Genomic DNA, 25269 nt, shown 5'->3' on the forward strand with positions numbered 1-25269 from the left:
CTGTCTACATGCACCAGGCGATTGCAGTTCCGCGGATGCCCGCGAGCCGGCGAGTGACTTCTGCACGTTGCGCACCTCGCGCGCACCGGCAACGCTCAGTTCGCGTCGCTCCGCCACTGGCGAATCTTGCGCGCGACAAGCCAGAGCAATAATCGTCGCGGACACAAAAAGAACTCAAAAACTTCCGGCGAACGATCCCAACACAATCACCACAGCCAGCGCCACCAGCGCGCCAACCACTCCGACCATCAACATATCCCGATAGCTTTGTTTATGCGTCGTACCGCATACCGACAACAGCGTTACCACAGCGCCGTTGTGCGGCAGGCTATCCAGCGTGCCCGACGACATGACTGCGACTCGATGCAGCAGCGCCGGATCGATGTGATGTTGCGCAGCCAGTTGGAGATAGGTGCCGCCGAGCGCATCGAGTGCAATGGTCAAGCCGCCCGACGCGGAGCCCGTCAGTGCCGCGAGCAGATTCGCTGCGACGGCAAGCGACACCAGTGGCCCGCCGCCGATGCCGAGTACCCACGCCCGCACCAATTCGAACGCCGGCAGCGCCGCGATTACCGCGCCATATCCTACGAGACTACCAACACTCAAAATGGGCAATACAGAAGCATTTGCGCCCGCATCGACGCTCTCTTTCAGCGTTCCAAGCCGCGAGCCGTTGATGCTGATGAGCACCACCACGGCGAGCGCCAGCGCCACTGACACGCTCCACACGCCGCTTACAGCAGACAGCGTCGTCCCGCCCCAACGTGCTTCGGCGAGATACGACGCATCGTAATGTCGGAACACGAAGATGTTCATCGCAAAGTTTGCGCACACCACGACGACGAGCGGCGCAATCGCGATGCCGATCGGCGGCAGTCGCTCGCTGACGTGGCCGCGTTCGATTTCGGCCGGATCGAACGACTGAGAGACAGTCGCACGTTCGCGCACCAGGCTCGATTCCTGCGCACTCGCCGGCGCGTCCGGCGCCTCGCCGAACCCGTCACCGAACCCCTCACCCGCGCGCCGTGCCGCGACCTCCTGACGCGAAAGCCACCACAGGCCAAATCCAATCATTACGACACTCGCGATAACGCCAAGCCCTGGCGCCGCGAACGGTGTCGTGCCGAAGAACGGCATCGGTATCGCATTCTGGATCGCAGGCGTGCCCGGCAGCGCTGACATCGTAAATGTCGATGTGCCGAGCGCGATTGCAGCGGGCATCAAGCGGCGCGGAATGTTCGCCGCACGAAACAGCGCCTGCGCCATCGGCGCCAGCACAAAGAAAGCGACGAAAAGGCTCACGCCGCCATACGTCACGACCGCACCGCCGATTACTACGGCGAGGATTGCGCGACGCGGTCCAAGCTTGTCGGTCATGAACTGCGCAATCGCATTGACCGAACCGCTGTCTTCCATCAACTTGCCGAACAGTGCGCCGAGCAGGAACAATGGAAAGAACTGCGCCAGAAAACGCGCGGCGCTCGACATGAAGGTCTGTGTCCAGTGCGCGAGCACGGGCTCGCCCGACACCAGGGCGGCCAGCATCGCTGCAATCGGCGCGAGCAGCAATACGCTCCAGCCGCGATATGCGAACCAGATCAACAACCCGAGGCTCACCAACATACCCACGAGCCCGAGGCCCAGCGCAGTGGACGACAACACGGGATCGCTCATTGGATCATTCCTTCGAGGAGCCCATCCAGGTCGAGTGACGAACGCTCTCCGAGCGCACCGCCATGTTCGTCGAGAAACACCTGCGCGGCGCGTCGCCCCTCGTCGCGCAGCATAGTGAGAAAGCGCCATTCGGCATTGAGTTTCGACGAATAGCCAAGCGACGTCATGACCGGACTCGCGATCCGGTGCATACGCATGGTTGCCCAACGGCGGCCTTCGTCGCTGCCCGGGTCGGCGACTTTGTGCAGCAGTGCGATCATGCGCAACTCCTTCAGCAAGGGCGCGTTGAATGCGACCTCGTTGAGCCGGCTGATGATGTCGCGTGCCGAACGCGGCACGTCAGGACGTTCGACGGGATTAACCTGCACTAACAAGGTATCTGTCGAATTCGTTTCACGGATCAGCGGCGTGATTGTCGGATTGCCTGCGTAGCCGCCGTCCCAGTACTCTTCGCCGTCGATATTCACGGCTTTGAACATTGTCGGCAGGCACGCCGATGCAAGAAGCACGTCCGGGTTCAGATCAGCATTGCGAAACACGCGGCCCTGACCGGTACGCACATGCGTCGCCGTGACGAAAAGCTTTATACGCGAGGCGCGTACCGAGTCGAAATCGATGGTCTTTGCCAGAATGTTGCGCAGCGGATTGAACGAGGTCGGATTGAGATCGTACGGCGAAACGAGCCGCGAGATCGTTTCCATCGCAAGAAAGAGTGGGGAATGATCGAGCGTCCAGCGGCCGGTGAGCCTGTCGAGCGGACTACGTTGGAAGGGACTGAAAATGGCGGCATCCGATACTTGCCGCCAGAAGTGTTCGAGCGCCTTGCGCGCGCCGGCCCGGCCGTCATGCTCGAAGCCGCTGACAAGTACCGCTGCGTTCATTGCCCCCGCCGACGTACCCGATACACCGTCGATCTGCAACCGGGATTCTTCGAGCATTCGGTCAAGGACGCCCCACGTGAAGGCTCCATGCGAGCCACCGCCCTGCAGCGCGAAATCGACGAGCAGCGGGCCGTCGTGATCTGATGGGCGAGGAGCGACGTGCAGATCGGTCATCGTGTTTCCGGATGGACGAGGCACGGGAAAGGTTATACGACCAATTGTCTAATTGCAAAGTATCCAATAAGTGCTCCGTTTCAAATGCGGGCGCGCGCTGGCACATTTGAAAACCAGAACGAGTTTTCCCAGATAGCGCGCATATTCACTCATAGCGAGCAGCCATGGTTTTCTGATTCCAGATGACATTCAAGCGTCAGGTATGCACAGATAAAATATCAAACCTTATGCGAATCTTAAGCACAGTACCGCCTACCTGGGAAAACGATAAGGACAACTGCTTACGGGAATGCATAAGCTATAGCAACGTCTACTATCTCTTCCGGCGCGCCGTTGAGATAGGTCCACTCCAACGACGATGATGGGAGGTGTACGATGCCGAAGCACCTGTTGGCGAATGCATTGGTGGCGTGTGCGGCTATTGCGATTGCGGGTTGTGGCGGGGACGAACTCAGCATTAGCGGCCCGCACTATGTATCGGACATCGCGGTCCCCAACATCAAGGCAGGCGTAAACTTCTCATTCGACATCGGCGTCGTCTCGGGTAGCCGATACTATTTCACCGACAGGAATAACGCATCTCTGGATCAGATCGACATACCGTCGAAGACCTTCGTCAAAGCCATTCAGGGAAGCGGGCTTCTCGCGTTCACCGGGCTTGGCCCCGGGCCGAATTCGCAGGCGGGTCCGGACGGCGCGACGGCTGTCGGCAACTTTATCTATGTGGGCGACGTGAACTCTGTGAAGGTGGTCGATCCCGCTGTTGGCGCCGTGACGAACAAAATCACGGTTAGCACGACGGGCGTTCGCGCAGATGAAGGTTGTCTGGATCCCACGCATGGCATCTTCATGATCTCCAGCCCGGAAGAGTCGCCCCCGTTCGCCACATTCATCAACACGTCCACGCAGACCGTCGTCGCCAAGGTGACGTTCACGGATCTTTCGGGCAAGCCCACCGCGGGCCTCGAAGCGTGCCGGTACGACGCCGCCAGCGACAACTTCTATGTGAACGTTGACGGCAGCACAGCGAATCCTCATGGCGAACTGGTGAAATTGCCGGGAGCGTCCATTCGAGCAATTCCGACCGGTGGCAGTCAAAACTACACGTCGCTTGCGGGCGTAGCGATGTACCCGGAAGGCAATTGCGATCCCACAGGGCTGGCACTGGGCCCCGGCAACGATATTGCGGTCGGGTGTCGCGAAGGTACGACTGGCGCTCCGTTGCTCATGCAGATCTTCAACCGTTCGAGCGGTGCACTCGTGGCCTCCCTGAACGCCGGCGGCGGCGATCAGCTTGAATATGCTGCGCCCACCAATCGCTACTACAACGCGGCGAGCCGGTGGACGTCTTCTGGCAATGCGTCGACGAACGGCGCCTGCTCGGCCGCGTCGCCATGCACGCCCGTGCTGACCATCGTCGACGCGGGCAACCGCAGTGTCGTCGCCCGTCTTAACACGGGCAATAACGCGCATTCGGTTGCAATCGACCCGGCGACCGGGCTCATTTTTGTTCCATATTCTTCCGCGACATCGCCGGCGGGATGTCCGGGTTGCGCGGCAAACGGGTTCGTCAACGGCGGGGTGTCGGTATTCGCCGCCAGATGAGGCGCGGCAGTGCTGCGGGCTTCACTTTGTGCGGCATCTGCAGGCGGGGTAGCGTGCTCCTGGTGGTCGCGGGTCGTCGCAATCGCCCTCCTAGGTGTGCGCAGCGACCCTGACGGGGTTGGCGTCAGGGTGGTTCGCGAAGGCCGGAGCGAGTAAACAAACGATACTGTGTCGCCCCCGCGCCAACTACACGTTGGCGGTCACGTCGTACTCGAAGAAATTGGCGCGCAATACGGCTCTATTCGAGTAATCTCGGCAGACGTACACGCAATGAAAACGCTGGCGCCACTATTAGGATCAAGTTCAAAAAGCAATAGGTTGTCGTCTGTCCTCGTGAAGCAAACGTCACCTACGGAGTTATCTTGAACGAAAGCGTCCATAGATACGTCTGCGATCTTTACCTCAAGTAGGGTCAGCGTTATGACACAGTCTGGTCCACGTGCAACCCAGTTTGGGTCATCCTGGCCCCAATGTCGCAATTCGATTGCGACATCTACCTCTCGGGCATCACGTTTTCCGTACCCCATCTTGATAGACAGCACATGTGCATCGTGGAAAGCCGGCCAGTATCCGAATAGCTTCTTGAGCAAGATGGAGTTGCCTACCTCGCCCCACCCATAGTCATCTACTTCACACATTATTTGGCCCCATTCCGCAACGGTGTTTGCACCCGTCGAATCATCAAGATTGCGATCGGTCATGACGACCTTCTGCCAAGGGCGGCGACAGCATTGATCGCGCGCCAACGCCCAAATCAAAATCCATTTTCAAGGGATCGGACAAAGCGGAAGCCCTTCGTCGCGGTCAAAATTGGGCCCGGCGTTATGACCATGCGGCCTCATCCCATCGTGAGAATGGTCACCGTGATACTGAGCCGACAAATCACCATTTGAATCGTAGTAATTCACGTTGAGTTTGAAAGGATGAACGATAAACCCGCCATGCGGCCCACCCGTAACGGGCATGAGTTTGGACTCACCAAACGGATCCGTGAACTGAACCGGATCCCCGTCTACATAAGCATACGCATTCGTCTGCCCACTCGCGTAACCGATTGGGTCTTCACTGATGAATCGCGCTGCGCCTGGACTGTAATACCGATTCCGGTAGTAATACAACCCGGTCCCGTCATTCTCCCGTCCTGTGTACTGCTGCATGTTCGGATCGGCCAGCCCCGTCTGCATCGTCGCACCAGACGGCTCATAGCTATATTGCGTCTGAGTTTGCTGCTGCGCATCCGCCAACGCGAGCACATTGTCGGCGACCCGGCTTCCTTCCCGACAAATCCGCAGACCGGATTCCAGGAGCCCTGACAAAAAATACTGTACAAACGTACAGTCCCGGTAAAATACCCGTCAAACGCACGTACCTTCGTCCGCCCGCTACTTTCCGAAGGTGCGGACGAGCGCCCCTTTGGCCGGGCGGCACCACCGAACGCCACTAACGAGCAAACACGGCATGCCAGATGAACGGCGCATAGCCCACATCGACATGGACGCATTCTTTGCGTCTTGCGAACTATCGCAGTATCCAGAGCTACGAGGCGAGGCCATGGTGGTTGCCGGTCGTCGCACGGACGCGCCGCGGACCAACCCGGACGGCACACGCGAATTTTCGCGCTTACGCGACTACGTAGGCAGAGGCGTCTTGACGACCGCCACCTACGAAGCGCGCGCGTTCGGAGTTCACTCCGGCATGCCCACCATGAAGGCCGCCCGGCTAGCGCCGGATGCGATTATCCTTCCGGTGAACTTCGACCTCTACCGAACGTATTCGCGACTGTTCAAAGATGCAGTGCGGTCGGTCACTTCGAGCATAGAAGACGTCGGTATCGACGAAGTGTACGCAGACGTCTCGCTCACGAGCGGCAGTTCAGAGGAAGTAGCGCGCAAGCTGAAGTCGGCGGTGTTGGAAGCAACGAATCTCACGTGCTCCGTGGGCATCGCACCCAACAAGCTGCTTGCAAAGCTGTGCTCCGATATGCAAAAACCCGACGGCATCACGATCCTGAAGTTCGAAGACGTGCAGTCGAGGATCTGGCCAATGGCCGCGAATAAGATCAACGGTATTGGCCCCAAAGCCACCGCGAAACTTGCGTCATTGGGCATAACGACCATCGGCGGAATCGCTGAGCGCGACGAGTCGTGGCTCATAGAGCACTTTGGCCGAAGCTACGGTGCGTGGCTTCGCAGAGTGTCCCACGGTCTTGACGAGAGGCCCGTGGTGACATACAGCGAACCGGTCTCGATGAGCCGCGAGACCACATTCGAACGGGACCTTCATGCCGTACGGCATCGGCAGGAACTGGGCGCCGCATTCACCCGTCTGTGCGAACAGGTGGCAGCCGATCTGCAGAGAAAAGGCTATCTGGCGAAGAAGATCGGCATCAAGCTTCGCTTCAACGACTTCAAAACAGTCACGCGCGACATCACGCTTCCCGAACCCATTGCCAATGCGGAAGCGTTGCGTCGCGCGGCAACCGACTGCCTGAAGAGAGTGGAGCTCGCTAAATCCATCAGGCTGCTCGGAGTCAAGGCCGGCAACCTGCAACCCGCCGGACAGGTTCCGCGTGACGAGCCGGCTCAATTCACGCTTGATTTCTAGTACATGCGTTCAGTTGCATGCAGCGTGACACGGAGCGCCGAAGCGGTGGCAACCCGTTCAGGCGGACTTTCCTTTTACCAGTGACGAATACGAAGCCGGTGCCGGTGCCGGTGGCGTGTTTGCGTTCGCCGGACCATTTCCGACACCATTCCCCGGCAGTTTCGCCGCATTCGAACGTACTGACAGCGCGACGCTGTCCGCAAGCGAAGCAGCAATCGAAAATGCAAACGTATTGACGCCGTTCGCGCTTTGCACCGACACGCTGCCGCGATGCATCTCCGCAATCGCCTTAACGATTGCGAGACCCAGGCCGTGATTCTCGCGGCTATTGGTGCGCGACGCTTCAGCACGATAAAAACGGTCGAACAGATGTTCGAGCACGGCGGGCTCGATCGGCTCGCCGGGATTCGCAACTTCAATGCGCACCTGTTGCCCGTCCCGCACAATGCGCACGTTGATCTGCGCACCAGGCTGGCAATGCTGGATCGCGTTCATCAACAGATTCGTGCAGGCGCGACCGAACAGCGAGCGGTTCACATGCGCTGCGGCGTCGCCATGCAAGCGTGCATGCACGCGAGCTTCTTCGAGCGGGATCTCCAGAAACTCCAGCGTGTGTGCAACTTCAGCCGCCAGCGATACTTCTACCAGGCCCGTTGCGCGCTCGCCCTGATCGGCTCGCGCGAGGAACAGCATGTCGTTGATGATCGCGCGCATGCGTTCGAATTCCTCGAGATTCGACTGCAGCGTATGACGCAAATCGTCCACGGAGCGGTTGCGTGTCAACGCCACTTCCGTCTGCCCGATCAGGATCGTGACAGGTGTACGCAATTCGTGCGCGACGTCCGCATTGAACGATTCGAGGCGGCAGTACGCACCGTCGAGGCGTTCAAGCGCGCCGTTAAAAGAATTAGCAAGGTCATTCAATTCATGCGGCAACGACGTGGTATTCAGCCGTTGCGAGCGATTGTTCGGACTGACGGCGGATGCGTCGCGGGTGAGACGCGTCAACGGTGCGAGGCCGATGCGCGTCACCGAATAACTGAGCAGCAGCACCGCGAGGCTGCCAAGCGCCGACAGCGCCGCAAGCGCGAAACCGAACACGCGCATCGTGCGAATGTTCGGCGAATAGCTCGATGCGACCTGCAACTGCATGGGGGGCCGCGTCGAATAGCCGGGAATGGACACCGTGGTGGTGAGCATGTCTTCACCGCCGCCCGCCGGCCTCACGCGCGCGTAGCCGCCGGGCCAGCTCTTCACGGTCGAACCCTCGATGGGCTTGCCATAGTTGTAGGACGGCTCGATGCTCGTTACCGCATATACGGTGCTGCGGTCATGAGGCGTCATGTCGGTGAGCTTCTCGCGCGACATGCGCCATTTTTCAGGTGTCAGCCCGTGATTGCAGATGAGCCGCGCGATCTGGGCACGGTCGTCGAGCGACTCGCGCAAGTGGTTCTCGAGTTGCGAGCGCAACACCGCAAAAAGCCCCGCGCCGACGAGCGTAAATACGAACAGCGCGACGAGCGCGAACATCAGTGCGAGGCGCCGTGCTATTGAACGGTTCATGGCTGTTCCGCCTCTTCGCGCACTTCGAGCACATAGCCCATGCCGCGCACGGTATGCAACAGTTTGGAAGAAAACGGGCCGTCGAGCTTCGCGCGCAATCGCTTGATCGCCGTTTCCACGACGTTAGTATGACTATCGAAGTTGACATCCCAGACGAGTTCAGTGATCGCGGTCTTTGACAGAATATCGCCTTGCCTGCGGGCCAAAACGCTCAGCAGCTGGAATTCTTTCGCGGTGAGATCGAGACGCACGCCCTCTCGCGTCGCGCGCCTTCCGATCAGATCGACGAACAGATCGCCGACTGAAATGAGCGTGGACTCCTGCGAGCGCGTACGGCGCGCCAACGCGTGCAGACGCTCGACGAGTTCGAGAAATGAGAATGGCTTGGTCAGATAGTCGTCGGCGCCTTCGCGCAGACCGCGCACGCGGTCGTTCACATGATCGCGTGCCGTCAGCATGATGACGGGCGTCGACTTGCGCATGCGCAGCGCCTTCAGCACGCTGAAGCCGTCGCGTTTCGGCAGCATGACGTCGAGCACGATCACGTCGTAATCGAACTCAGTGGCCAGATGCATGCCCTCTTCGCCATCGAGCGCGACGTCCACGACCCAGCCCTGCTCTGTCAAACCGGAGCGCAGGTAGTCCACCACCTTGTGCTCGTCTTCAACAATCAGCAATTTCATGCGCGTCCCCTGGTGTCTGCATTATACGAAACGCCTCGTATTGCTTCCCGTGCACTATGCCGCCTCACTGCGCAGCGGCACGTGTTTGGACTGGCCCGGCGCCCTCCGGCTGCATGTCCTGTTGCCCAACCCTTGATTCGCCGCTCGCCGGCCCTGTGGTCGCGTCCCAGCCGCCACCCAGCGCCTTGACGAGCGAGACGGAAAGCGTCATCTGCTGGCCGCGAATCTGCGCGTCCTGACGCTTGCTGTTAAGCAACGACTGCTGCGCGGTGATGACATCCAGATACGCAACGAGGCCGCCCGAATAACGGTCGTTGGCAAGCGCAAGCAGACGTTGCGAATCCGCGACCGCTTGCTCCGATTGCTTCGCCGCGCCGTCGAGCACGGCGAGACCCGTGATGCCGTCCTGCACCTGCTGGAATGCGTTGAGCACCGTTTGCCGATAGTCGGCCTCGGTCGCTTTATAACCTTCGCTTGCGAACTGCACGTTGGCCGCGCGCCGCCCGCCGTCGAAGAGAACCTGGCTCGCTGCCGCCCCGAGCGTCCACATCAGCGTGGGCGCGCTCAGCAAGCTCGCGAACTGCGTGCTTTCCCAGCCGATGCCGGGCGTCAGCGTGAGGCTCGGAAAAAACGCCGCCTTGGCAACGCCGATCTGCGCATTGGCCGCTGCCATTGCGCGCTCAGCCGAGGCAATGTCGGGCCGCCGTTGCAAAACGTCGCTCGGCACGCCGAGCGCAATCGCGGGCACCTGGAAGTTCAGTACCTTCGGTTCGATTGCGAATTGAGGCGCGGGCACGCCGACGAGCGCCGCGAGCGCGTGCTCGAATTGCGCGCGTTGGTTCAGCAGCAGCTGCGCCTGTACCCGTGTCGTGTCGAGTAGCGACTTTTGCTGCAAGACGTCGAGCCCCGACACGGCGCCGAGCTCATGCTCGGAGTTCACGTAATCGAGTGCTTTCTGCTGCAACGTGACCGATTGGTTCAGCACGTCGATTTCGGTGTCGAGCTCGCGCAATGAGAAGTAGTCGCTCGCCACCTCGGTTGTGAGCACGAGCCGCGCGTTGGCGAGGTCGTCTGCAGATTGCTCGGCGGACGCCGTCGCGCCTTCCACCTGGCGGCGTATGCGGCCAAAGAGATCGGTGTCGTAGCTGATCGTGGGACCGATCTGCAGATTGTTCTGCACCGTCGACGTGGTCGGCACGCCGTAGTTCGTGCGCGGTCTGTCGCGAGAGATCCGGAAGCGTGACGCCGTTGCGGCGAGGTCCACTTCGGGAACCTGCTGCGCACGCGTATTCGCAAGCGTCGCCTTCGCCTGAGCGTAGTGCGCGCTCGCGGCCACCAGCGTCTGATTCTGTGCGAGTGCCTGCGTTTCCAGCGTGGCGAGCGTGGAGTCGCGATAGACGTTCCACCAGTCAGGGTCCATCGGCGCATGCGACGGAGCTGCGACACGCCAGTACGAATCGGTCTTCCATTCGGGCGGAACCTCTGCCTGCGGCCGCTTGTAGTCGGGGCCGGCCGTACACGCCGCAAGCATGGCCGCACTGGCAGCCGCACCGACCGCCGCGGCGATCCTGACGACGCCCCTGCTGCCGCGTGTGAGTTTCACGACGCCCCCTTCGTGTTCTTCTGCGGTTGCGCGATCTGGACATGATCGCCGTCCGCGATCGAATCACTCGGGTTGATGATCACTCTGTCGTTTCCGTCAATCCCGCTTTCTATTTCAAGCGTCTGCCCGAGATCCTGCGCGATCACGATCTTGCGCAACTGCACATTGCCCTTCGCGTCGACGACTGCAACCCGCGGACCCTCGGCGCGAAACAGCAATGCGTTGCCAGGCACCATCCATTGCGCGCGGGCAGCCGACGGCAGCGCCACTTGCACATAAGCGCCCGGGCGCAGCTTGCTGTCGGGATTCGGCAGTGTCACTTCGACTTGCAGCGAGCGAGTCGGCACGTCGATCGCGCCTGAGATATGCGTGACGGTGCCATGAAACTGCTGGCCGGGAAGTTCGGCCTGCGTGACCACCACGTTCTGCCCGACCGCCACGTTCTGCGCATACGCCTGCGGCAGTTGCACATAAACCCGCAGCGGGTCCGACTGCGCAAGCGCGAACAGCGCCCGGCTCGTACCGCTACCCGCATCGATCAGATCGCCTACGTCGACGTTGCGTTGCGTGACCACGCCTGCAAACGGTGCGACGATCCGCTTGAACGATTCGAGCTGGCGCAAGCGCTGCACGTTGGCGTCGGCGGCGGCCAGGTTCGCCACGTCCTGCGTATACGTGCTCTGCCGTTCGTCGAGCTCCTGTTGCGAGACCGCATCGCGCTGACGCAATTGTTGCCAGCGTTCGAGCGAGCTTTTCGCAAGCGCAAGACTCGAACTGGTTTGCTGGCGTTGCGCGAGTGCCTGCGCGAGTTCCTGATCGACTTCCGGCGTATCGAGTTCGGCGAGCAACTGCCCCTGCTTGACGCGCGTGCCGATGTCGGCATACCAGCGCAGCAAATAGCCGGTCGAGCGCGCAAAGATCGGCGATTCGACACTGCCGCGCAGCGTGCCCGGCAACGTGGTGCTGCCACCGCCTTCGGCCCGCGTTGGGCTCGTCACGGTCACGTATTGCGTGGCGTTCTGCTTCGTCGTTTGCTCGACGGTGCGGTTTTGCATGAGGTTTGCAATTACGGTACGCAAGGCTCCCAATGCGAGCAATGCCAGCACGATCCAGATGGCAATCTTCGCGCGCTTCCATTCGCGATTGCGCGGCGGCAGTGCATGGCCGCCTTCGGTCTCTCGCGACGGAATCGCCAGCGATGCATGAGTTTTTTCGGTCATCTCAGTTAGCCATCTCGGTTAGCTAGCTCCGTTAGCCTGGGTAGCCGTTTTCTTCACGTTTCAGCAATGTGTCTGTTTGTGCCTGTTCGACTTCAGGCCGGTTGTCCGGCGTCGCCGTTGCCACTCTCTTCGTGATCGTTGCGATGGCGACGCGCGAGGCGCGTATGAATGCCAGCGAACACCAGCGGCACGAAAAACAGCGTGGACACCGTCGCAAACAGCAATCCGCCGATCACCGCGCGGCCGAGCGGCGCGTTCTGCTCGGCGCCTTCGCCGAGACCGAGCGCCATCGGAATCATGCCGATGATCATTGCGAACGCGGTCATCAGCACCGGGCGGATGCGGCTCGCTCCTGCTTCGAGCGCCGCGGTCAGCGGTGGCGCGCCGGCGGAAAGCCGCTGACGCGCGAACGCAACCATCAGAATACTGTTGGCCGTGGCGACGCCCATCGTCATGATCGCGCCCGTGAGCGCCGGCACGCTCAGATGCGTGCCGGTCAGGAACAGCATCCAAACAATGCCGGCGAGAGCCGCAGGCAAAGCGCTCACGATAATGAGAGGATCGACCCACGACTGGAAATTCACGACGATCAGCAGGTACACGAGCACGATCGCCATCGCCACGCCGAGCCCGAGCCCGAAATAGGAACTGCGCATCGTCTGTACCTGGCCGCGCACGGTGATCTGGCTGCCGCGCGGAAGCGACGCGCGCGCCTGTTCGACGAGCTTGTCGACCTGATCCGCGACGCTGCCCAAGTCGCGTTTATCGACGCTCACGTAAAGGTCGATGACCGGCCTGATGTTGTAGTGGGTGACTACCGCGAACTGGTTTTGCGGCTGCACTCGCACAAGGTTGCCGAGCAGTTGCGTCGGCCCCGTTGCGGAGGCCGACACTGGCGTGCGCAACAGGTCGTCGATCGAGGAAATGCTGTACTGCGGCGTTTGCACTGCAACGTTGTACTCGACCCCATTGCGGTCGTTGTACCAGAAGCCCGGCGACGTCTGCGAACTTCCCGATAGAGAAATCAGCACGTTTTGCGCGACATTGCTGGCCGTCAGATTGAGTTGCTGCAAACGGGTGCGGTCCATTTGCAGGTTGATGGCAGGCTCGTCGAGTTTCTGCTGGATGTGCGTGTCGACAGTGCCTGGAATCATGCGCACCTGTTTGAGCAGCTTGCGCGCGACGTCGAAGTTGCCCTGTTGATCCGCGCCGGCGATCTGTATATCCACGGCCGCCGGAAGCCCGAAGTTGAGAATCTGGGTGACGATGTCCGCCGGCTGGAAGAAAAATTCCACACCCGGAAATCGTTGCGGCAGCATGGCGCGCAGCTTGTCCACATAGAGTTGTGTCGGCTCGTGACCTTCTTTCAACGCGATCTGTATTTCGCCGTCGAGCGTGCCGATCGTCCCCGCATTGCTGTACGAAAGGTTGATACCGCTGTACGGCAAACCAAGGTTGTCGAGGATCGTGCCGAGTTCTTTCTCGGGCACGACTTCGCGGATCACCTTTTCGACTTCGTCGGCAAGACGTGCGGTTTCCTCGATCCGTGTGCCCGTCGGCGCGCGCATATGCAAGCGGATATTGCCCGCGTCGACACTCGGGAAGAAGTCTTCGCCCAGCACGAACGCAAGTCCCATCGACACCACGCAAAAGCCGAGAAAAATGCTGCCGAAGCGGGCACGGCGCACGAGCAGACTGCTGAGAATCACAATGTAGGCAGCCCGCATGCGCTCGAAGCCGTTATCGAAGCGCCGATAAAGACGTGCGAACAAACTCGGCTTCATATCGGCCTTCGGCTTGTGCGCGTGGCCCATCAGCAGCATGGCCAGCGTGGGCACGAGTGTGCGCGACAGAACGTACGACGCAAGCATCGCGAAGACCACCGCTTCGGCGAGCGGCACGAACAGGTAGCGCGCCACGCCTGTCAGAAAGAACATGGGCACGAAGACGATGCAGATACATAGCGTCGAGACGAGTGCCGGAATGGCGATTTCGCCTGCGCCTTCCAGAATCGCATCATGCAGGTTGGTGCCCATATGCAGATGCCGTTCGATGTTCTCGATCGTTACGGTCGCATCGTCGACGAGGATACCCACCGCGAGCGCGAGGCCGCCGAGCGTCATGATGTTGATGGTCTGCCCGAGCGCATGCAAGGCGATCAGCGACGACAGAATCGACAACGGAATCGAAATTGCGATGATGCAGGTGCTGCGCCAGTTGCCGAGAAACAGCAGAATCATCGCGGCGGTCAGCGCCGCGGCTACCACCGCCTCGCGGACCACGCCCTGCACTGCCGCCTTCACGAACACGGACTGGTCGAACAGCGCGGTAATCTTCAGATCCGGCGGAAGCGCCGCGCGCGCGGCGGGCAGCAAGCCGTGCAGCGTGTTGACGATCGAGAGCGTCGACGCACTGCCGTTTTTTAGCACCGACATCAACACGCCGCGATGGCCGTTCTCACGAACAATATTGGTTTGCGGCGAAAAGCCGTCGCGCACGTGAGCGACTTCGCGCAGATAGGTCGTCGCGCCGTTGACCGTGCGCACCGGAATATCGTTGAGCCCTTCGAGCGTGGCCGGCGAGCCGTTCATGTTGATCGTGTATTCCTTCGGTCCGATCTTCGCCGTGCCGGTGGGCAGAATCAGGTTTTGCGCGTTGAACGCGCTGACCACGTCCAGCGGCGTCAGACCTTTGGAGAGCAACGCGCGTGTATTGAGGTCGACGGAGATCAGCCGCGATTTGCCGCCATACGGATAAGGCACGGCCGCGCCGGGGATCGTCACCAGCTGCGGCCGCAGGAAGTTCAGCGCGGTATCGTTGAGCTGTTGCTCGGAGAGCTTGGTGCTCGACAGGCCCAGTTGAATCACCGGAATGCTGGAGGCCGAATAACTGATCACCAGCGGCGGCGTGGCGCCCGGCGGCATCTGCTTGAGTTGCGCCTGTTCAACGGCCACCGTCTGCGCAATCGCGGTCTGTATGTTCGCGGTCGGCTGCAGAAACACCTTCAGGATCGTGATACCCGCGAGCGATTGCGACTCGATATGCTCGATGTCGTTGACGGTGGTGGTCAAACTGCGTTCGTTGACCGAGGCGATCCGGTGGGCCATGTCCTCGGCGGACAAGCCGTTGTACGTCCAGATGATGCTGACTACCGGAATGTTGATTTCCGGGAGCACGTCGACCGGCGTGGTGAACAGCACGAAAGGCGTCGCCAGCACGATCAGAATGGCCATCACGATGAACGTGTACGGCCGCTTAAGCGCAACGTTGACAATCCACATGAAACGCGCCTGAGTAAAGTGCAGGTAACTGCCGGGAGCAGGTAAGGATGGGGAACTGGCGCTTATGCTAGATCGCTAGCACCAACACCTGCATGACGCGAAAATGGCGAGAATGTCAGGAAGCTAATCGTAAGGAAAAGCCAAGGACGGACGGCCGTCCGTTAGGGCCGGCCGCCGTCATATTTCAGTCAGCCTACGCTTTTTTTTACCTTCACTTCGCGAACAGCGACGACATGTCGGCGAACGCCTTGAATTCGAGCGCGTTGCCCGACGGATCGAGAAAGAACATGGTCGCCTGTTCGCCGACCTCGCCCTTGAAACGCACATGCGGCTCGATGATGAAGTCGATGCCCGCTTTCTGCAGCTTGTCCGCGGCGGCCTGCCATTGCTCCATTGAAAGCACGGCGCCGAAGTGGCGCACCGGCACGGCGTCGCCGTCCACCTTGCTGGTCTGGCGGTGGCCAGTTTCTTCCGGCGCGAGATGCGCGACTATCTGATGCCCGTAAAAATTGAAATCGACCCATTGCTCGGAACTGCGTCCTTCGGGGCAGCCGAGCAACTCGCCATAAAACTCGCGCGCAGCGGCGAGACTATGAACAGGAAACGCCAGGTGAAACGGCGGCAAAACGGTGTCGGCAACGCTCATGATGTGAGGCTCGCTGTTGAGTGGGTATTACGGTTGATGATTTCGACGGCAACCTGCCTGAGCAACCCGCATGCGCGAGTTGCCTGAGTCGCCGTTAGCTTAACCACAATTAAAATTGGTGAAAAACGATATATATTTGATCTGACCAACACCAGAATCGATCAATCGAAGCATGCTTTCCGAACTCAAGACTTTCATTGCCGTGAGCCAGTACGGCACCTTTTCCGGCGCGGGGGCTCGCATCGGGCTCACGCAGTCGGCCGTCAGCGCGCAGATGCAGCGGCTCGAAGAAGAGCTTGGCTTCGCGCTGTTCGACCGCACGGGCCGCTCGGCCACGCTTAACGATGCGGGACGCGAAACGCTCGCGCTCGCCGAAGAAATGATGACGCTCTACGCGCGTCTGTCCGAACGGGGCGCGGTCGCAGCGGAGAGCGGCATGCTGCGGATAGGCGCCATTGCGTCGGCGCAAGTGTCATTTCTCGCGGATGCACTGTCGCACTTCAGGGTGGACCGTCCAGGCTGGCGAATTCGCGTCGTGCCCGGCGTATCGCTCAATCTGCTCGGGCAGGTGGACTCGGGCGAACTGGATCTGGCCGTCATCATCAAGCCGCCGTTTGCACTGCCCTCGGAACTGGAATGGCGCACGCTCGTCACTGAACCGTTCGTGCTGCTCGTACCGAAAGCGCTTGCGCGCGGCAAGCGATCGTGGCGCGAGTTGTTGAAAAGCGAGCCGTTTATCCGCTACGACCGCACCTCGTTCGGCGGGCGCCTGGTCGACCGCTTTCTGCGGCGCTCGCGGCTGAATGTACAAGACGTGCTGGAACTCGACGAATTGCAGGCTATCGTGCAACTGGTCGCGCGCGGCATCGGCGTCGCATTGATCCCTGACACTGCGGGCCTCGGCAAGTGGCCCGCCGGCGTGGTCGCCCTATCGCTCGAAGAGGCTACGTTTCACCGCGAGATCGGCCTCGTACAGCGTCCGCGGCATAGCCGGCAGGCGGTGGCCGGCGCGCTTGCCGAGTGCATCGGCACGGCGGCGAACCAATAAAAACGCGGCGTAGATGAAGAGTTGCGCACGAGTGTGCCGATCGACGCGCGTTCAACTGTATCTGTGCGCTGCATGCTTCGGCGCGCAGAATCGTCGTTCCCACTGTCCGCCCCCGAGCCGCAGCCCATGACGCCTACTGCTTTTCTCACCGCCGATGTCCTGATCGCCTATAGCGCCTACTTCGTCGGCACGGCAAGCCCCGGCCCGAGCAATCTGGCGATCATGTCTCTCGCTATGAGCGCTGGGCGCCGCTCGGCGCTCACCTTCGCGTTGGGCGTGGTGTCGGGATCGTTCTTCTGGGCGCTGCTGGCTTCGCTCGGATTGTCGGCGGTACTTGCTACATGCTCGGAATGCCTCGCCGCGATCAAGGTCGCCGGTGGCATTTATCTGCTGTGGCTAGGCGTTAAATCGGCGCGCTCGGCCTTCGCTCCCCGTGCAATGCCCGCGAGCGAGGCTCGCCGCAACGAGCCGCTCACGCGGCTCTATCTGCGTGGCCTGCTGCTGCATCTGACCAATCCGAAGGCCGTTCTCGTGTGGATGTCTATCGTGTCGCTCGCCATGTCGCCAGCGGGCGGTACGTCGCACATCGCGCCAATCGTGCTCGGCTGCATGTGCATTGGCGCGTCCGTGTTCAGCAGTTATGCGCTGCTGTTTTCAACGGCATCCGCGCGGCGCGTCTACGTTGCAATCCGGCGCTGGCTGGACGGCTCTCTCGCGATCATGTTCGGCATTGCGGGCCTGAAGATGCTGACGTCGAAAAGCTAACGCGTTCATTTCGCCACGGGCTGGTCCACGCCTGCCGCGCGCAGTGCTTCGTGCAACGTGCCGAAAATACAGCTTCCGTCGATGATCGGCGTGATACCGTGCCGGTCCATATCCGAGCGTAAATAGGGGTTCACACGAGCGAAAATCACGTTGATGCCGCTTCGTTTCAGCAGCGCGCATAGCTCGCCCACGGAGCGCGACGCCGAATAATCGAGGTCGGTGATCGCGCTCGCATCCACCACGAACCAGCGCACCGTGCTCGGCGCGTGGTCGATCAGACGCCGGGCGTCGTCGACGAAAAAGTGGTCATTCGCATAGAACAGGTCGGCGCCGAAGCGATAAACGATCAAACCCGGCGCAGTCTGTGAGCCCGGCATCGCGGGCACCGGCACCCAGACGCCGTCGTCGCCGGGCGCGAGAATCATCGTATGCGGACGGTAGCTGTGACGCACATGGCGCAATAACGACAACGCGACCGCCACCAGAATGCCGTGTTCCACGCCGATCAGTACCACGGCCGCGGCCGTGAACACCGCGAGCGCGAACTCGCCCGGACTCTCGCGGCGAATCGCGAGCAAGGTCTTCAGGTCGATCAACCCGACCGCGATCGTGAATACGATGCTTGCCAGAATGCAGCGCGGCAGATACTGCAAGAACCGGCTGAAAAACAGCAGAACGACTACCACGACCGCTGCGAATACGATCTGCGCGAACTGGCTGCGCGTGCCTGCCCGATCGGCCATCGCGGTCTGCGTCGGACTGCCGTTCACCACGAACGCTCCGGAAAACGCAGCGGCTGCGTTGGCCGCGGCGATGCCGAGCAGGTCGGCATTCGTGTCGGTCGCTTCGTGGTGACGCTCGGCGAACACGCGGCTCGCCGCGGCGCTTTGCGCGACGATCATCACGAAACACGATGCGGCGACCGGCACGAGATCGAGCATCTGCTCCCACGTCACCGACGGCATGCGCAGCGGCGGCAAGCCTCCGGCAACCGGGCCGAGCACTGCGATGCCACGCGCGGCGAAGCCGTACATATCGCTCGCGGCGATTCCGGCCACGACCGCAATCAAGGGCACCGGCAAACGCGGCCAGACACGTTTGAAGAATAGAACCGCCACGACGACCAGCACGGAAATCGCAATCGTGGGGACATCGAGTCGCGCCCAGTCACGCGCGACGAGAACAAGCTGATCCACACTGCGCGCCGCGTGTCCTGTCAGGCCGAGCATGTCGCCCAGCATCGCAATGCCCACTTGAACGCCGACTCCGGCAAGAAAGCCTACGAGCACAGTGCGCGACAGGAAGTCGGCTAGAAAGCCAAGTTTGAAAATGCGCGCGACGAACAACAAGGCAGCGGTGAGCAATGCGACCATTGCGGCGAGCGACGCGTATTCCGGGCTCGAAACCGGCGCCATGGTCGACAGGCGGCTCGCGAAGATGGTGGCGGTGGCTGAATCCGCTGCGACGACGAGATGCCGCGATGCACCGAAGAAGGCAAACGCGATAAGCGGCAGAAAGACGGTGTAAAGGCCGGTAACAGCAGGCATGCCCGCAATGCGCGCGTAGCCGAGCACCTGTGGGATGTCCATCGACGCGAGTTGCACGCCCGCCAGCGCATCGCGCAACGCCGCCGCGCGGCTCAATGGAAGCACGCCCTTGAGCACGCCTGCGCGTGTCGCCAGATTCCCCAGAAAGTCTTGCATACGCGATGCCGCCCCAAACTCAGGTTATCGCGCATCGTGCCGCGATTCAGTACCGGAAGGCAAGGCCCGCGGACGAAACCGGCCACAACTAAAGACCGGCACCGGCATTTACCTGCCGGTGTCGGCGAAAATCGCAGCGTTGAGAATCAACGTTTGAAGTGACCCGTGCGCGGATCGACATGCCGCGCGAAACCGAACAGCGCCGCAATGCAGATCGGACAGGCGATAAAGAAAACCGCCAACATCTCACACCCCGTAACCAGTTTTCGTTGCTCACGAGTCTACGCGATAAGCTCGCGGAGACAATGCGCGAAAACCGCACAGCACTGTTGCGGACTATTACACCAGTGCCAGGCCGCGGCGCATTTTAGCCCGTGAAATAGCGGCTAAAAATGCAAAAGCGTTTCGTCGGAGCAGATGCCGACGGTGTTAGTGGGCTCGCGCAAACGTTGTCGCGACTACCGCGTGGCACGGAGCGCCGACATTCCAGCTCAGTGCGCGAGGAAGGTGTTTTTGACGCGGGCATCCGCGAATCGTGCTGAAACGTGTGGCAGCAGCGGCTCGCGTCAATAAAGAGCCGCGCGGGCGCAGCGTTTATAATCCGGCATGACTCGAATCCCGCACCACTTCTCCCCGCCTCCCGCCGCGCACGGCTGCCACGCTTGCCGCCACATCCGGGCGGTCGCATGAAAACGCCGAAACGTTTGCTCCCGCTAGTCGAAGAAGGCCTGATCGACGAAGTCATATCCCAATTGATGAGCGGTAAGGAAGCCACCGTGTACGTGGTGCGCAGCGGCGACTCCACGCGCTGCGCGAAGGTCTATAAGGATGTCAAACAGCGCAGCTTCCGTCAGGCTGCGTCGTATCGCGAAGGTCGCAAGGTCAAGAACAGCCGTCAGCAACGCGCGATGGAAAAAGGCAGCCGCTACGGCCGCGAAGTGCAGGAACAGGCCTGGCAGAACGCCGAGGTCAGTGCGCTTTTCCAGTTGGCCAACGCCGGCGTGCGCGTGCCGCAACCCTTCATTTGCAGCGACGGCGTATTGCTGATGGAACTCGTGACCGACGCGGATGGCAATGTGGCGCCGCGTCTGAACGATGTCGATATGAGCGAGGCGCGCGCGCTCGAACTGCATGCGCTGCTCGTCAATCAGGTCGTGCGTATGCTGTGTGCCGGCATGATTCACGGCGATCTGTCCGAATACAACATTCTGCTTGCCGCCGACGGCCCCGTGATCATCGACCTGCCGCAGGCGGTAGACGCCGCCGGCAACCTGGAAGCGCCCGCGATGCTGGAACGCGACGTGAACAACCTCGCCACGTATTTCGGCCAGTTCGCGCCGGCGTTGCTGAATACGAAGTACGGCAAGGAAATCTGGTCGCTTTACGAAGCCGGCGCGTTGCACGTGGATGCGCAGTTGACGGGTCACGTTGAAGCCGATACGACGCCGGTCGATCTGGAAGCGGTGTTGCAGGAACTCGAGGACACGCGGCTTGAAGAAGAGGCGCGCCAGCGCCATGAAGAAGCGCTGCGCAGCGGCGCCTAACGCACAGCAAGGGCTGCGGGCGGCCTTCCGGAAGAGACGATCAAGCGCCGCCGAAGCACGACGCACTAATCGAAGCGGGCTTGGCGCCCGGCGCCGGCCCCACCGACTCGCGCGTTGTGACGCTCACCGGAAACTCGCGGAATATCTCCCACGTCGTTCGATAACACTGGTTGAGAAGCCAGCGCACCGCGTTTTGCGTCAGTTCGGCGGTTGGAATGTGCACCGACGTGAGGCCGGGCGCCGTGTAAGCGGCGGAATAGTCGTCGTCGTAACCGATCACCGACAATTCGTCCGGCACCGAAATGCCGGCTTCGTGAAAACGCGCGAGCGCGCTGACCGCCATTGTGTCGTTCGCGCAGAATAGACCCGTGTAGCGCCGCTTCGAATCGAGCAGTTTCTGCGCGGCAGCGTAGCCGCCTTCCGGCGAGAAGTCTGATTCGATCAAGGTCACGTCGCTGCGCGAAATGCCCGCGCGTTCGAGTTCCGCGAAGAAGCCTTCGAGCCGCGTCAGGTTGTCCGAAGCCGTAAAAGGCCCGGAAATCACGGCGATATCGCGGTGCCCGTGCTCAAGCAGCGTGCGCGCCGCCAGTTCCCCGCCGTACCGATGATCCGCGCAAAACGACGCCTCCGGGACCTGGTCGAACGCTCGATTGAGGAACACCATTTTCGGATGCATTCGATGCAGCATGATCAGGTCTTCATCGTGCAGATCATGGCTGATTACCACGACGCCGTCGCAATCGCGGCCAATCAGAAAACGCACCGCCTCGATAGCCTGCTCGCGCGGCGACACTTCTCCGCAGCCGGTTGCGACCACCACATGCCGGCGCACGGCGCGCAACTCAGTATCGGTCTGTTTGAGGATGGTGCCGTAATAGGAGCCAAAAAACGTCGGCACAAAAATCCCGATCATGCCGAGCGACTGCGTGGCCATCGCGCGGCCGATGGACGACGGACGGAAGTTCAACTGCTCGATTGCAGCCCGCACGCGCGACGCGGCGTCGGCTGAGACCGGGCCCTTACCGGATATAACGCGGGACGCGGTCGACATGCCCACACCAGCCAGCGCCGCGACATCTTTCAGTGTTGCCACACGGTTCTCCGTCACACCTTGCCGTTTTCAACGACCCTCACACCGGCGCGCTATAACCGCGCGCCGCTCGCCGCGTCGAAGAGCGAGACATGTGTGCTGTCGAGCGAGAACGCCAGCGTATCGCCGGGCATTACCGGCGTCTTGCTTTGATCGATCGACGCGATCTGCACACCATGATAGTCGAGCCAGACGACGCGGTGGTTGCCCATCGGCTCCACGAGCGAAATTTTCGCGTGCTCGCCAGCGCCTTCGCCCTGCGTCGGACCAATGCGCACGTCTTCTGCGCGAACACCTAGCACGCATGGGCGGGGTGGCGATTGCGGTTGTGATTGCGGCTGTGACTCGCCGGATCGATCGACGAACGCGTAGTTCGACACGTCGAGCCGCCACTGCTCCGTGCAGAAATGCAGCGCGCCGTCGCGCTGCTCCAGCGTGCCGTTGACCAGGTTCATCGCAGGCGTGCCGAGAAACGTCGCGACAAAGAGATTGGCGGGCCGCGCATAGACCTCGGCAGGTGTGCCGAACTGCTGGATCGCGCCGCCTCGCATCACGGCCATGCGCGTGGCGAGCATCATCGCTTCGACCTGGTCGTGCGTCACGTAGATCATCGTTGCGCCGAGACGCTGGTGCAGTTGCTTCAACTCGCGGCGCAGCTCGGTCCGCAGTTTGGCGTCGAGATTCGACAGCGGCTCGTCGAATAAAAACACGTCGGCTTCGCGCACGATCGCGCGGCCGATCGCCACGCGTTGCCTTTGGCCGCCCGACAGTTGCGCCGGCTTGCGTTTGAGCAGCGGGCCGAGTTGCAGCATCTCGGCGGCACGCGCCACACGCCGCGCGATTTCCGCCTTCGGCGTACCGTTGATGCGCAACGCAAACGACAGATTGCGCTCGACGCTCATCGTCGGATACAACGCATATGACTGGAATACGAGTGCAATGCGCCGATCTTTCGGATCGGCCCACGTCATGTCTTCGCCGGCGATTTCAATGCTGCCGTCGGTCACGTCGATCAGCCCGGCAATACTGTGCAGCAACGTGGACTTGCCGCAGCCCGAGGGTCCGAGAAGCACGACGAATTCGCCGGGTTGCACGTCGAGATCGAGATTTTCGATCACCGTGTTGCCACCGAGCCGGATGGTCAGATTGCGCACCGCAACGTTCGCCGCGTGCGCGGTGTCGGCGGTGTCTGCGACGCCAGGCATGTTGTCTGTTCGTGCCGTGTCCGCGGATTCTGTCATGTCAGCCGCGCCTGTCAGTGGACTTGCGAGGGTGTTCGCCTGTTTAACCACGTAGGTCATCGCTTTATCCTTTGACCGCACCGGACGCAATGCCGCGGACAAACCAGCGGCCCGAAATGAAGTACACAGCAAGCGGCACCAGCGAGGTCAGGATCGTCGCCGCCATGTTGACGTTATAAAGCCGCTCGCCGGTCGTCGTATTGATGATGTTGTTCAGTTGCACGGTCATCGGCAGATTCTTCGTGCCAGCGAACACGAGGCCGAGAATGAAATCGTTCCAGATGCCCGTCACCTGCATGATGACCGCCACAACAATGATCGGCGTCGACATAGGCAGCATCAGCTGAACAAAGATACGCCAGAAACCGCCGCCGTCGATGCGCGCCGCCTTGAAAAGCTCTTGCGGAATCGACGCATAGTAGTTTCGGAACAGCAACGTCATCACGGGCATGCCGAAGATCGTATGAATCACGACGATACCCGGCAGCGAACTGAACAGATGCACGCTCGCGAGCACTCGCACGAGCGGATAGACCATGACTTGCACAGGGATGAATGCGCCCATCAACAACACGCCGAACAGCACGCCTGCGCCGCGCGGACGCCAGAAAGACAGCGCGTAACCGTTCACCGCGCCAATCGCAATAGAGAACACGGTGCTCGGCACGACGATACGCACGGAGTTCCAGAAGCCGACCTGAATGCCATTGCAATCGAGCCCCGTACACGCCGACTCCCACGCGGCGCTCCACGCATGTAGCGTGAAATGCGCTGGGAGAGCGAGCAGATTGCCGAGGCGGATCTCGCTCATCGGTTTGAAGGACGTGACTAGCATCACGTAGAGCGGCAGCAGAAAAAATAGTGCCGCACTGAGTAGAAACAGATAGACGCCGACGCGCGCCGGTGTGAATGCCGTACGGCGGCGCCGCTTTGACGCGCTATGCGGCGCGGCGCTTTTCAGCGGAGAACTGAGGGTGTTCATCACACTTCCTTGCGCAACGCCGCGCGGCTGCGGGCATAGAAGAACGGCGTGAGAATCGCGAGCACGGTTGCGAGCAGAACGATCGAAGCCGCCGACGCGAGGCCGATGTTCGCGCGGCCAAACAGATAGTCCATGATGAACTTCGCCGGCACCTCGCTCGCGGTGCCGGGGCCGCCTTGCGTCATCGCCACGACGGCGTCGTAGAGCTTGACGACCATTACGAAGAGCAGCACGAACGCGGTGGAGATCGACGGTCCGAGCATGGGCACGACGATGCTCGCATAGACCCGCCAGCGCGGAATGCCGTCGATACGCGCGGCCTTCCACAGTTCGTCGTCTATTCCGCGCAAGCCCGCCAGCAGCAACGCCATCACGAGACCCGACGCCTGCCATACGGTGGCAATGACAATCGTGTAGATCGCCCAGTCCTGATCGACGATCCAGTCGAAGCGTGCATGAACGAAACCGAGCTTGTGCAGCACTGCCTGCGCGCCGAGCTCCGGATTCAGAATCCACTGCCAGACAAGTCCTGTGGCCACGAACGACATCGCATACGGATACAGAAACACAGTGCGCAATGCACCTTCAGCGACGACACGCTGATCGATAAAGATGGCGAGCAGCAAACCGATCACCATGCACGCGACAATGAAACATGCACCGTAAATCACGATGTTTTGCAGCGACAACAACCACCGGGCGTTGTTGAAGAGCCTCACGTATTGCGTCAACCCCGCGAAGTCGCCCGATGGAAACGTGCGCGAATTGCTAAGCGAAACGCGCGCGGTCCAGACCATTGTGCCTAGATAGGCGAACACGACGGTCAGGATCATCGGCAGCAATGCGAGCCATGCCGCAATCGAAAAACGCTTCTTTAGCGGTTTTTTGAAGGGCTTTTTCGGCGACCCGGACCCGGACGCGGATCCGGGCCGCGACGCATGCAGCTTGAGCGCGTGCATATT

Annotated in this window: 20 protein-coding genes; 5 read left to right on the forward strand and 15 right to left on the reverse strand. The window is 61.0% G+C overall.

Annotated features, from left to right (window positions below):
• Positions 1 to 174: 174 nt before the first annotated feature.
• The gene (locus H281_RS0107440; RefSeq protein ID WP_020066460.1) at positions 175 to 1674 is read right to left on the reverse strand and encodes a GntP family permease; all 1500 of its coding nucleotides are present in this window, start codon (positions 1672 to 1674) and stop codon (positions 175 to 177) included.
• The gene (locus H281_RS0107445) at positions 1671 to 2729 is read right to left on the reverse strand and encodes a patatin-like phospholipase family protein (RefSeq protein WP_020066461.1); all 1059 of its coding nucleotides are present in this window, start codon (positions 2727 to 2729) and stop codon (positions 1671 to 1673) included. Before H281_RS0107445 ends, H281_RS0107440 begins: the two co-directional genes overlap by 4 nt.
• Positions 2730 to 3104: 375 nt before the next feature.
• Between H281_RS0107445 and H281_RS0107450 the strand changes: the two genes are divergently transcribed.
• Positions 3105 to 4334, forward strand: coding sequence for a YncE family protein (locus H281_RS0107450; RefSeq protein WP_020066462.1), 1230 nt, complete (start codon positions 3105 to 3107; stop codon positions 4332 to 4334).
• A gap of 200 nt (positions 4335 to 4534) precedes the next feature.
• Here the strand turns inward: H281_RS0107450 and H281_RS37625 are convergent, their stop codons facing one another.
• The gene (locus H281_RS37625) at positions 4535 to 5035 is read right to left on the reverse strand and encodes an immunity 50 family protein (RefSeq protein ID WP_256972121.1); all 501 of its coding nucleotides are present in this window, start codon (positions 5033 to 5035) and stop codon (positions 4535 to 4537) included.
• 66 nt (positions 5036 to 5101) lie between these two features.
• Positions 5102 to 5578 carry an RHS repeat-associated core domain-containing protein gene (locus tag H281_RS0107460; protein ID WP_338117945.1) on the reverse strand — a complete coding sequence of 159 codons (477 nt, stop codon included), beginning with the start codon at positions 5576 to 5578 and terminating at the stop codon, positions 5102 to 5104.
• Positions 5579 to 5792: 214 nt separating this feature from the next.
• Between H281_RS0107460 and dinB the strand changes: the two genes are divergently transcribed.
• Positions 5793 to 6938, forward strand: coding sequence for a DNA polymerase IV (gene dinB, locus H281_RS0107465; RefSeq protein ID WP_033379453.1), 1146 nt, complete (start codon positions 5793 to 5795; stop codon positions 6936 to 6938).
• A 57-nt stretch (positions 6939 to 6995) separates the two neighbouring features.
• Here the strand turns inward: dinB and H281_RS0107470 are convergent, their stop codons facing one another.
• The 6 genes from H281_RS0107470 to H281_RS0107495 all read right to left on the reverse strand — a co-directional run bounded on the left by H281_RS0107470 (position 6996) and on the right by H281_RS0107495 (position 15934).
• Positions 6996 to 8501, reverse strand: coding sequence for a heavy metal sensor histidine kinase (locus tag H281_RS0107470; protein ID WP_020066466.1), 1506 nt, complete (start codon positions 8499 to 8501; stop codon positions 6996 to 6998).
• Complete coding sequence (locus H281_RS0107475) at positions 8498 to 9184, reverse strand: heavy metal response regulator transcription factor (RefSeq protein WP_020066467.1); 687 nt, start codon at positions 9182 to 9184, stop codon at positions 8498 to 8500. Before H281_RS0107475 ends, H281_RS0107470 begins: the two co-directional genes overlap by 4 nt.
• A gap of 64 nt (positions 9185 to 9248) precedes the next feature.
• Positions 9249 to 10715 carry an efflux transporter outer membrane subunit gene (locus H281_RS0107480; protein ID WP_123282656.1) on the reverse strand — a complete coding sequence of 489 codons (1467 nt, stop codon included), beginning with the start codon at positions 10713 to 10715 and terminating at the stop codon, positions 9249 to 9251.
• A 68-nt stretch (positions 10716 to 10783) separates the two neighbouring features.
• Positions 10784 to 12007 carry an efflux RND transporter periplasmic adaptor subunit gene (locus H281_RS0107485; protein WP_020066469.1) on the reverse strand — a complete coding sequence of 408 codons (1224 nt, stop codon included), beginning with the start codon at positions 12005 to 12007 and terminating at the stop codon, positions 10784 to 10786.
• A 92-nt stretch (positions 12008 to 12099) separates the two neighbouring features.
• Positions 12100 to 15288: an efflux RND transporter permease subunit gene (locus H281_RS0107490; RefSeq protein WP_020066470.1), complete on the reverse strand. Its 3189-nt coding sequence runs from the start codon at positions 15286 to 15288 to the stop codon at positions 12100 to 12102.
• A 211-nt stretch (positions 15289 to 15499) separates the two neighbouring features.
• Positions 15500 to 15934, reverse strand: a complete 435-nt coding sequence (locus H281_RS0107495) for a VOC family protein (RefSeq protein WP_020066471.1) — start codon at positions 15932 to 15934, stop codon at positions 15500 to 15502.
• A gap of 172 nt (positions 15935 to 16106) precedes the next feature.
• On the opposite strand from H281_RS0107495, the gene H281_RS0107500 reads away from it, so the two are divergent.
• Together H281_RS0107500 and H281_RS0107505 are read left to right on the forward strand one after the other, a co-directional pair.
• Positions 16107 to 16982 (forward strand): LysR family transcriptional regulator, encoded by an 876-nt coding sequence (locus H281_RS0107500; RefSeq protein WP_020066472.1) that lies wholly within the window; start codon positions 16107 to 16109, stop codon positions 16980 to 16982.
• 126 nt (positions 16983 to 17108) lie between these two features.
• Positions 17109 to 17747, forward strand: coding sequence for a LysE family translocator (locus tag H281_RS0107505; RefSeq protein ID WP_020066473.1), 639 nt, complete (start codon positions 17109 to 17111; stop codon positions 17745 to 17747).
• A gap of 5 nt (positions 17748 to 17752) precedes the next feature.
• Here the strand turns inward: H281_RS0107505 and H281_RS0107510 are convergent, their stop codons facing one another.
• Positions 17753 to 19450 (reverse strand): SulP family inorganic anion transporter, encoded by a 1698-nt coding sequence (locus H281_RS0107510; protein WP_020066474.1) that lies wholly within the window; start codon positions 19448 to 19450, stop codon positions 17753 to 17755.
• A gap of 686 nt (positions 19451 to 20136) precedes the next feature.
• Between H281_RS0107510 and H281_RS0107520 the strand changes: the two genes are divergently transcribed.
• Entirely contained in the window at positions 20137 to 20994 is an 858-nt protein-coding gene (locus H281_RS0107520; RefSeq protein ID WP_020066476.1) for a PA4780 family RIO1-like protein kinase, read from the forward strand.
• Positions 20995 to 21034: 40 nt separating this feature from the next.
• On the opposite strand, the gene H281_RS0107525 is transcribed toward H281_RS0107520, so the two are convergent.
• From H281_RS0107525 to H281_RS0107540, 4 genes are read right to left on the reverse strand one after another with little or no spacing between them, the layout of a single operon-like run.
• Complete coding sequence (locus tag H281_RS0107525; RefSeq protein WP_020066477.1) at positions 21035 to 22087, reverse strand: LacI family DNA-binding transcriptional regulator; 1053 nt, start codon at positions 22085 to 22087, stop codon at positions 21035 to 21037.
• A 50-nt stretch (positions 22088 to 22137) separates the two neighbouring features.
• Entirely contained in the window at positions 22138 to 23385 is a 1248-nt protein-coding gene (locus tag H281_RS0107530) for an ABC transporter ATP-binding protein (protein ID WP_020066478.1), read from the reverse strand.
• A 4-nt stretch (positions 23386 to 23389) separates the two neighbouring features.
• Complete coding sequence (locus tag H281_RS0107535; protein WP_020066479.1) at positions 23390 to 24307, reverse strand: carbohydrate ABC transporter permease; 918 nt, start codon at positions 24305 to 24307, stop codon at positions 23390 to 23392.
• On the reverse strand, positions 24307 to 25266 hold the full coding sequence (locus tag H281_RS0107540; protein WP_020066480.1) for a carbohydrate ABC transporter permease: 960 nt from the start codon (positions 25264 to 25266) through the stop codon (positions 24307 to 24309). The genes H281_RS0107535 and H281_RS0107540 overlap by 1 nt, the downstream gene beginning before the upstream one ends.
• Positions 25267 to 25269 lie beyond the last annotated feature (3 nt).

Source organism: Paraburkholderia caledonica (genome assembly GCF_000383275.1).
GTDB lineage: Bacteria > Pseudomonadota > Gammaproteobacteria > Burkholderiales > Burkholderiaceae > Paraburkholderia > Paraburkholderia caledonica.

What these genes read in the sequence shown, in the direction of transcription:
- H281_RS37625 (WP_256972121.1), bottom strand. Translation starts at nt 5,035, where the DNA reads ATGACCGATCGCAATCTTGATGATTCGACGGGTGCAAACACCGTTGCG.
- H281_RS0107450 (WP_020066462.1), top strand. Translation starts at nt 3,105, where the DNA reads ATGCCGAAGCACCTGTTGGCGAATGCATTGGTGGCGTGTGCGGCTATT.
- H281_RS0107520 (WP_020066476.1), top strand. Translation starts at nt 20,137, where the DNA reads ATGAAAACGCCGAAACGTTTGCTCCCGCTAGTCGAAGAAGGCCTGATC.
- H281_RS0107440 (WP_020066460.1), bottom strand. Translation starts at nt 1,674, where the DNA reads ATGAGCGATCCCGTGTTGTCGTCCACTGCGCTGGGCCTCGGGCTCGTG.
- H281_RS0107480 (WP_123282656.1), bottom strand. Translation starts at nt 10,715, where the DNA reads ATGCTTGCGGCGTGTACGGCCGGCCCCGACTACAAGCGGCCGCAGGCA.
- H281_RS0107500 (WP_020066472.1), top strand. Translation starts at nt 16,107, where the DNA reads ATGCTTTCCGAACTCAAGACTTTCATTGCCGTGAGCCAGTACGGCACC.
- H281_RS0107445 (WP_020066461.1), bottom strand. Translation starts at nt 2,729, where the DNA reads ATGACCGATCTGCACGTCGCTCCTCGCCCATCAGATCACGACGGCCCG.
- H281_RS0107485 (WP_020066469.1), bottom strand. Translation starts at nt 12,007, where the DNA reads ATGACCGAAAAAACTCATGCATCGCTGGCGATTCCGTCGCGAGAGACC.
- H281_RS0107535 (WP_020066479.1), bottom strand. Translation starts at nt 24,307, where the DNA reads ATGAACACCCTCAGTTCTCCGCTGAAAAGCGCCGCGCCGCATAGCGCG.
- H281_RS0107510 (WP_020066474.1), bottom strand. Translation starts at nt 19,450, where the DNA reads ATGCAAGACTTTCTGGGGAATCTGGCGACACGCGCAGGCGTGCTCAAG.
- dinB (WP_033379453.1), top strand. Translation starts at nt 5,793, where the DNA reads ATGCCAGATGAACGGCGCATAGCCCACATCGACATGGACGCATTCTTT.
- H281_RS0107540 (WP_020066480.1), bottom strand. Translation starts at nt 25,266, where the DNA reads ATGCACGCGCTCAAGCTGCATGCGTCGCGGCCCGGATCCGCGTCCGGG.
- H281_RS0107495 (WP_020066471.1), bottom strand. Translation starts at nt 15,934, where the DNA reads ATGAGCGTTGCCGACACCGTTTTGCCGCCGTTTCACCTGGCGTTTCCT.
- H281_RS0107490 (WP_020066470.1), bottom strand. Translation starts at nt 15,288, where the DNA reads ATGTGGATTGTCAACGTTGCGCTTAAGCGGCCGTACACGTTCATCGTG.
- H281_RS0107470 (WP_020066466.1), bottom strand. Translation starts at nt 8,501, where the DNA reads ATGAACCGTTCAATAGCACGGCGCCTCGCACTGATGTTCGCGCTCGTC.
- H281_RS0107505 (WP_020066473.1), top strand. Translation starts at nt 17,109, where the DNA reads ATGACGCCTACTGCTTTTCTCACCGCCGATGTCCTGATCGCCTATAGC.
- H281_RS0107475 (WP_020066467.1), bottom strand. Translation starts at nt 9,184, where the DNA reads ATGAAATTGCTGATTGTTGAAGACGAGCACAAGGTGGTGGACTACCTG.
- H281_RS0107530 (WP_020066478.1), bottom strand. Translation starts at nt 23,385, where the DNA reads ATGACCTACGTGGTTAAACAGGCGAACACCCTCGCAAGTCCACTGACA.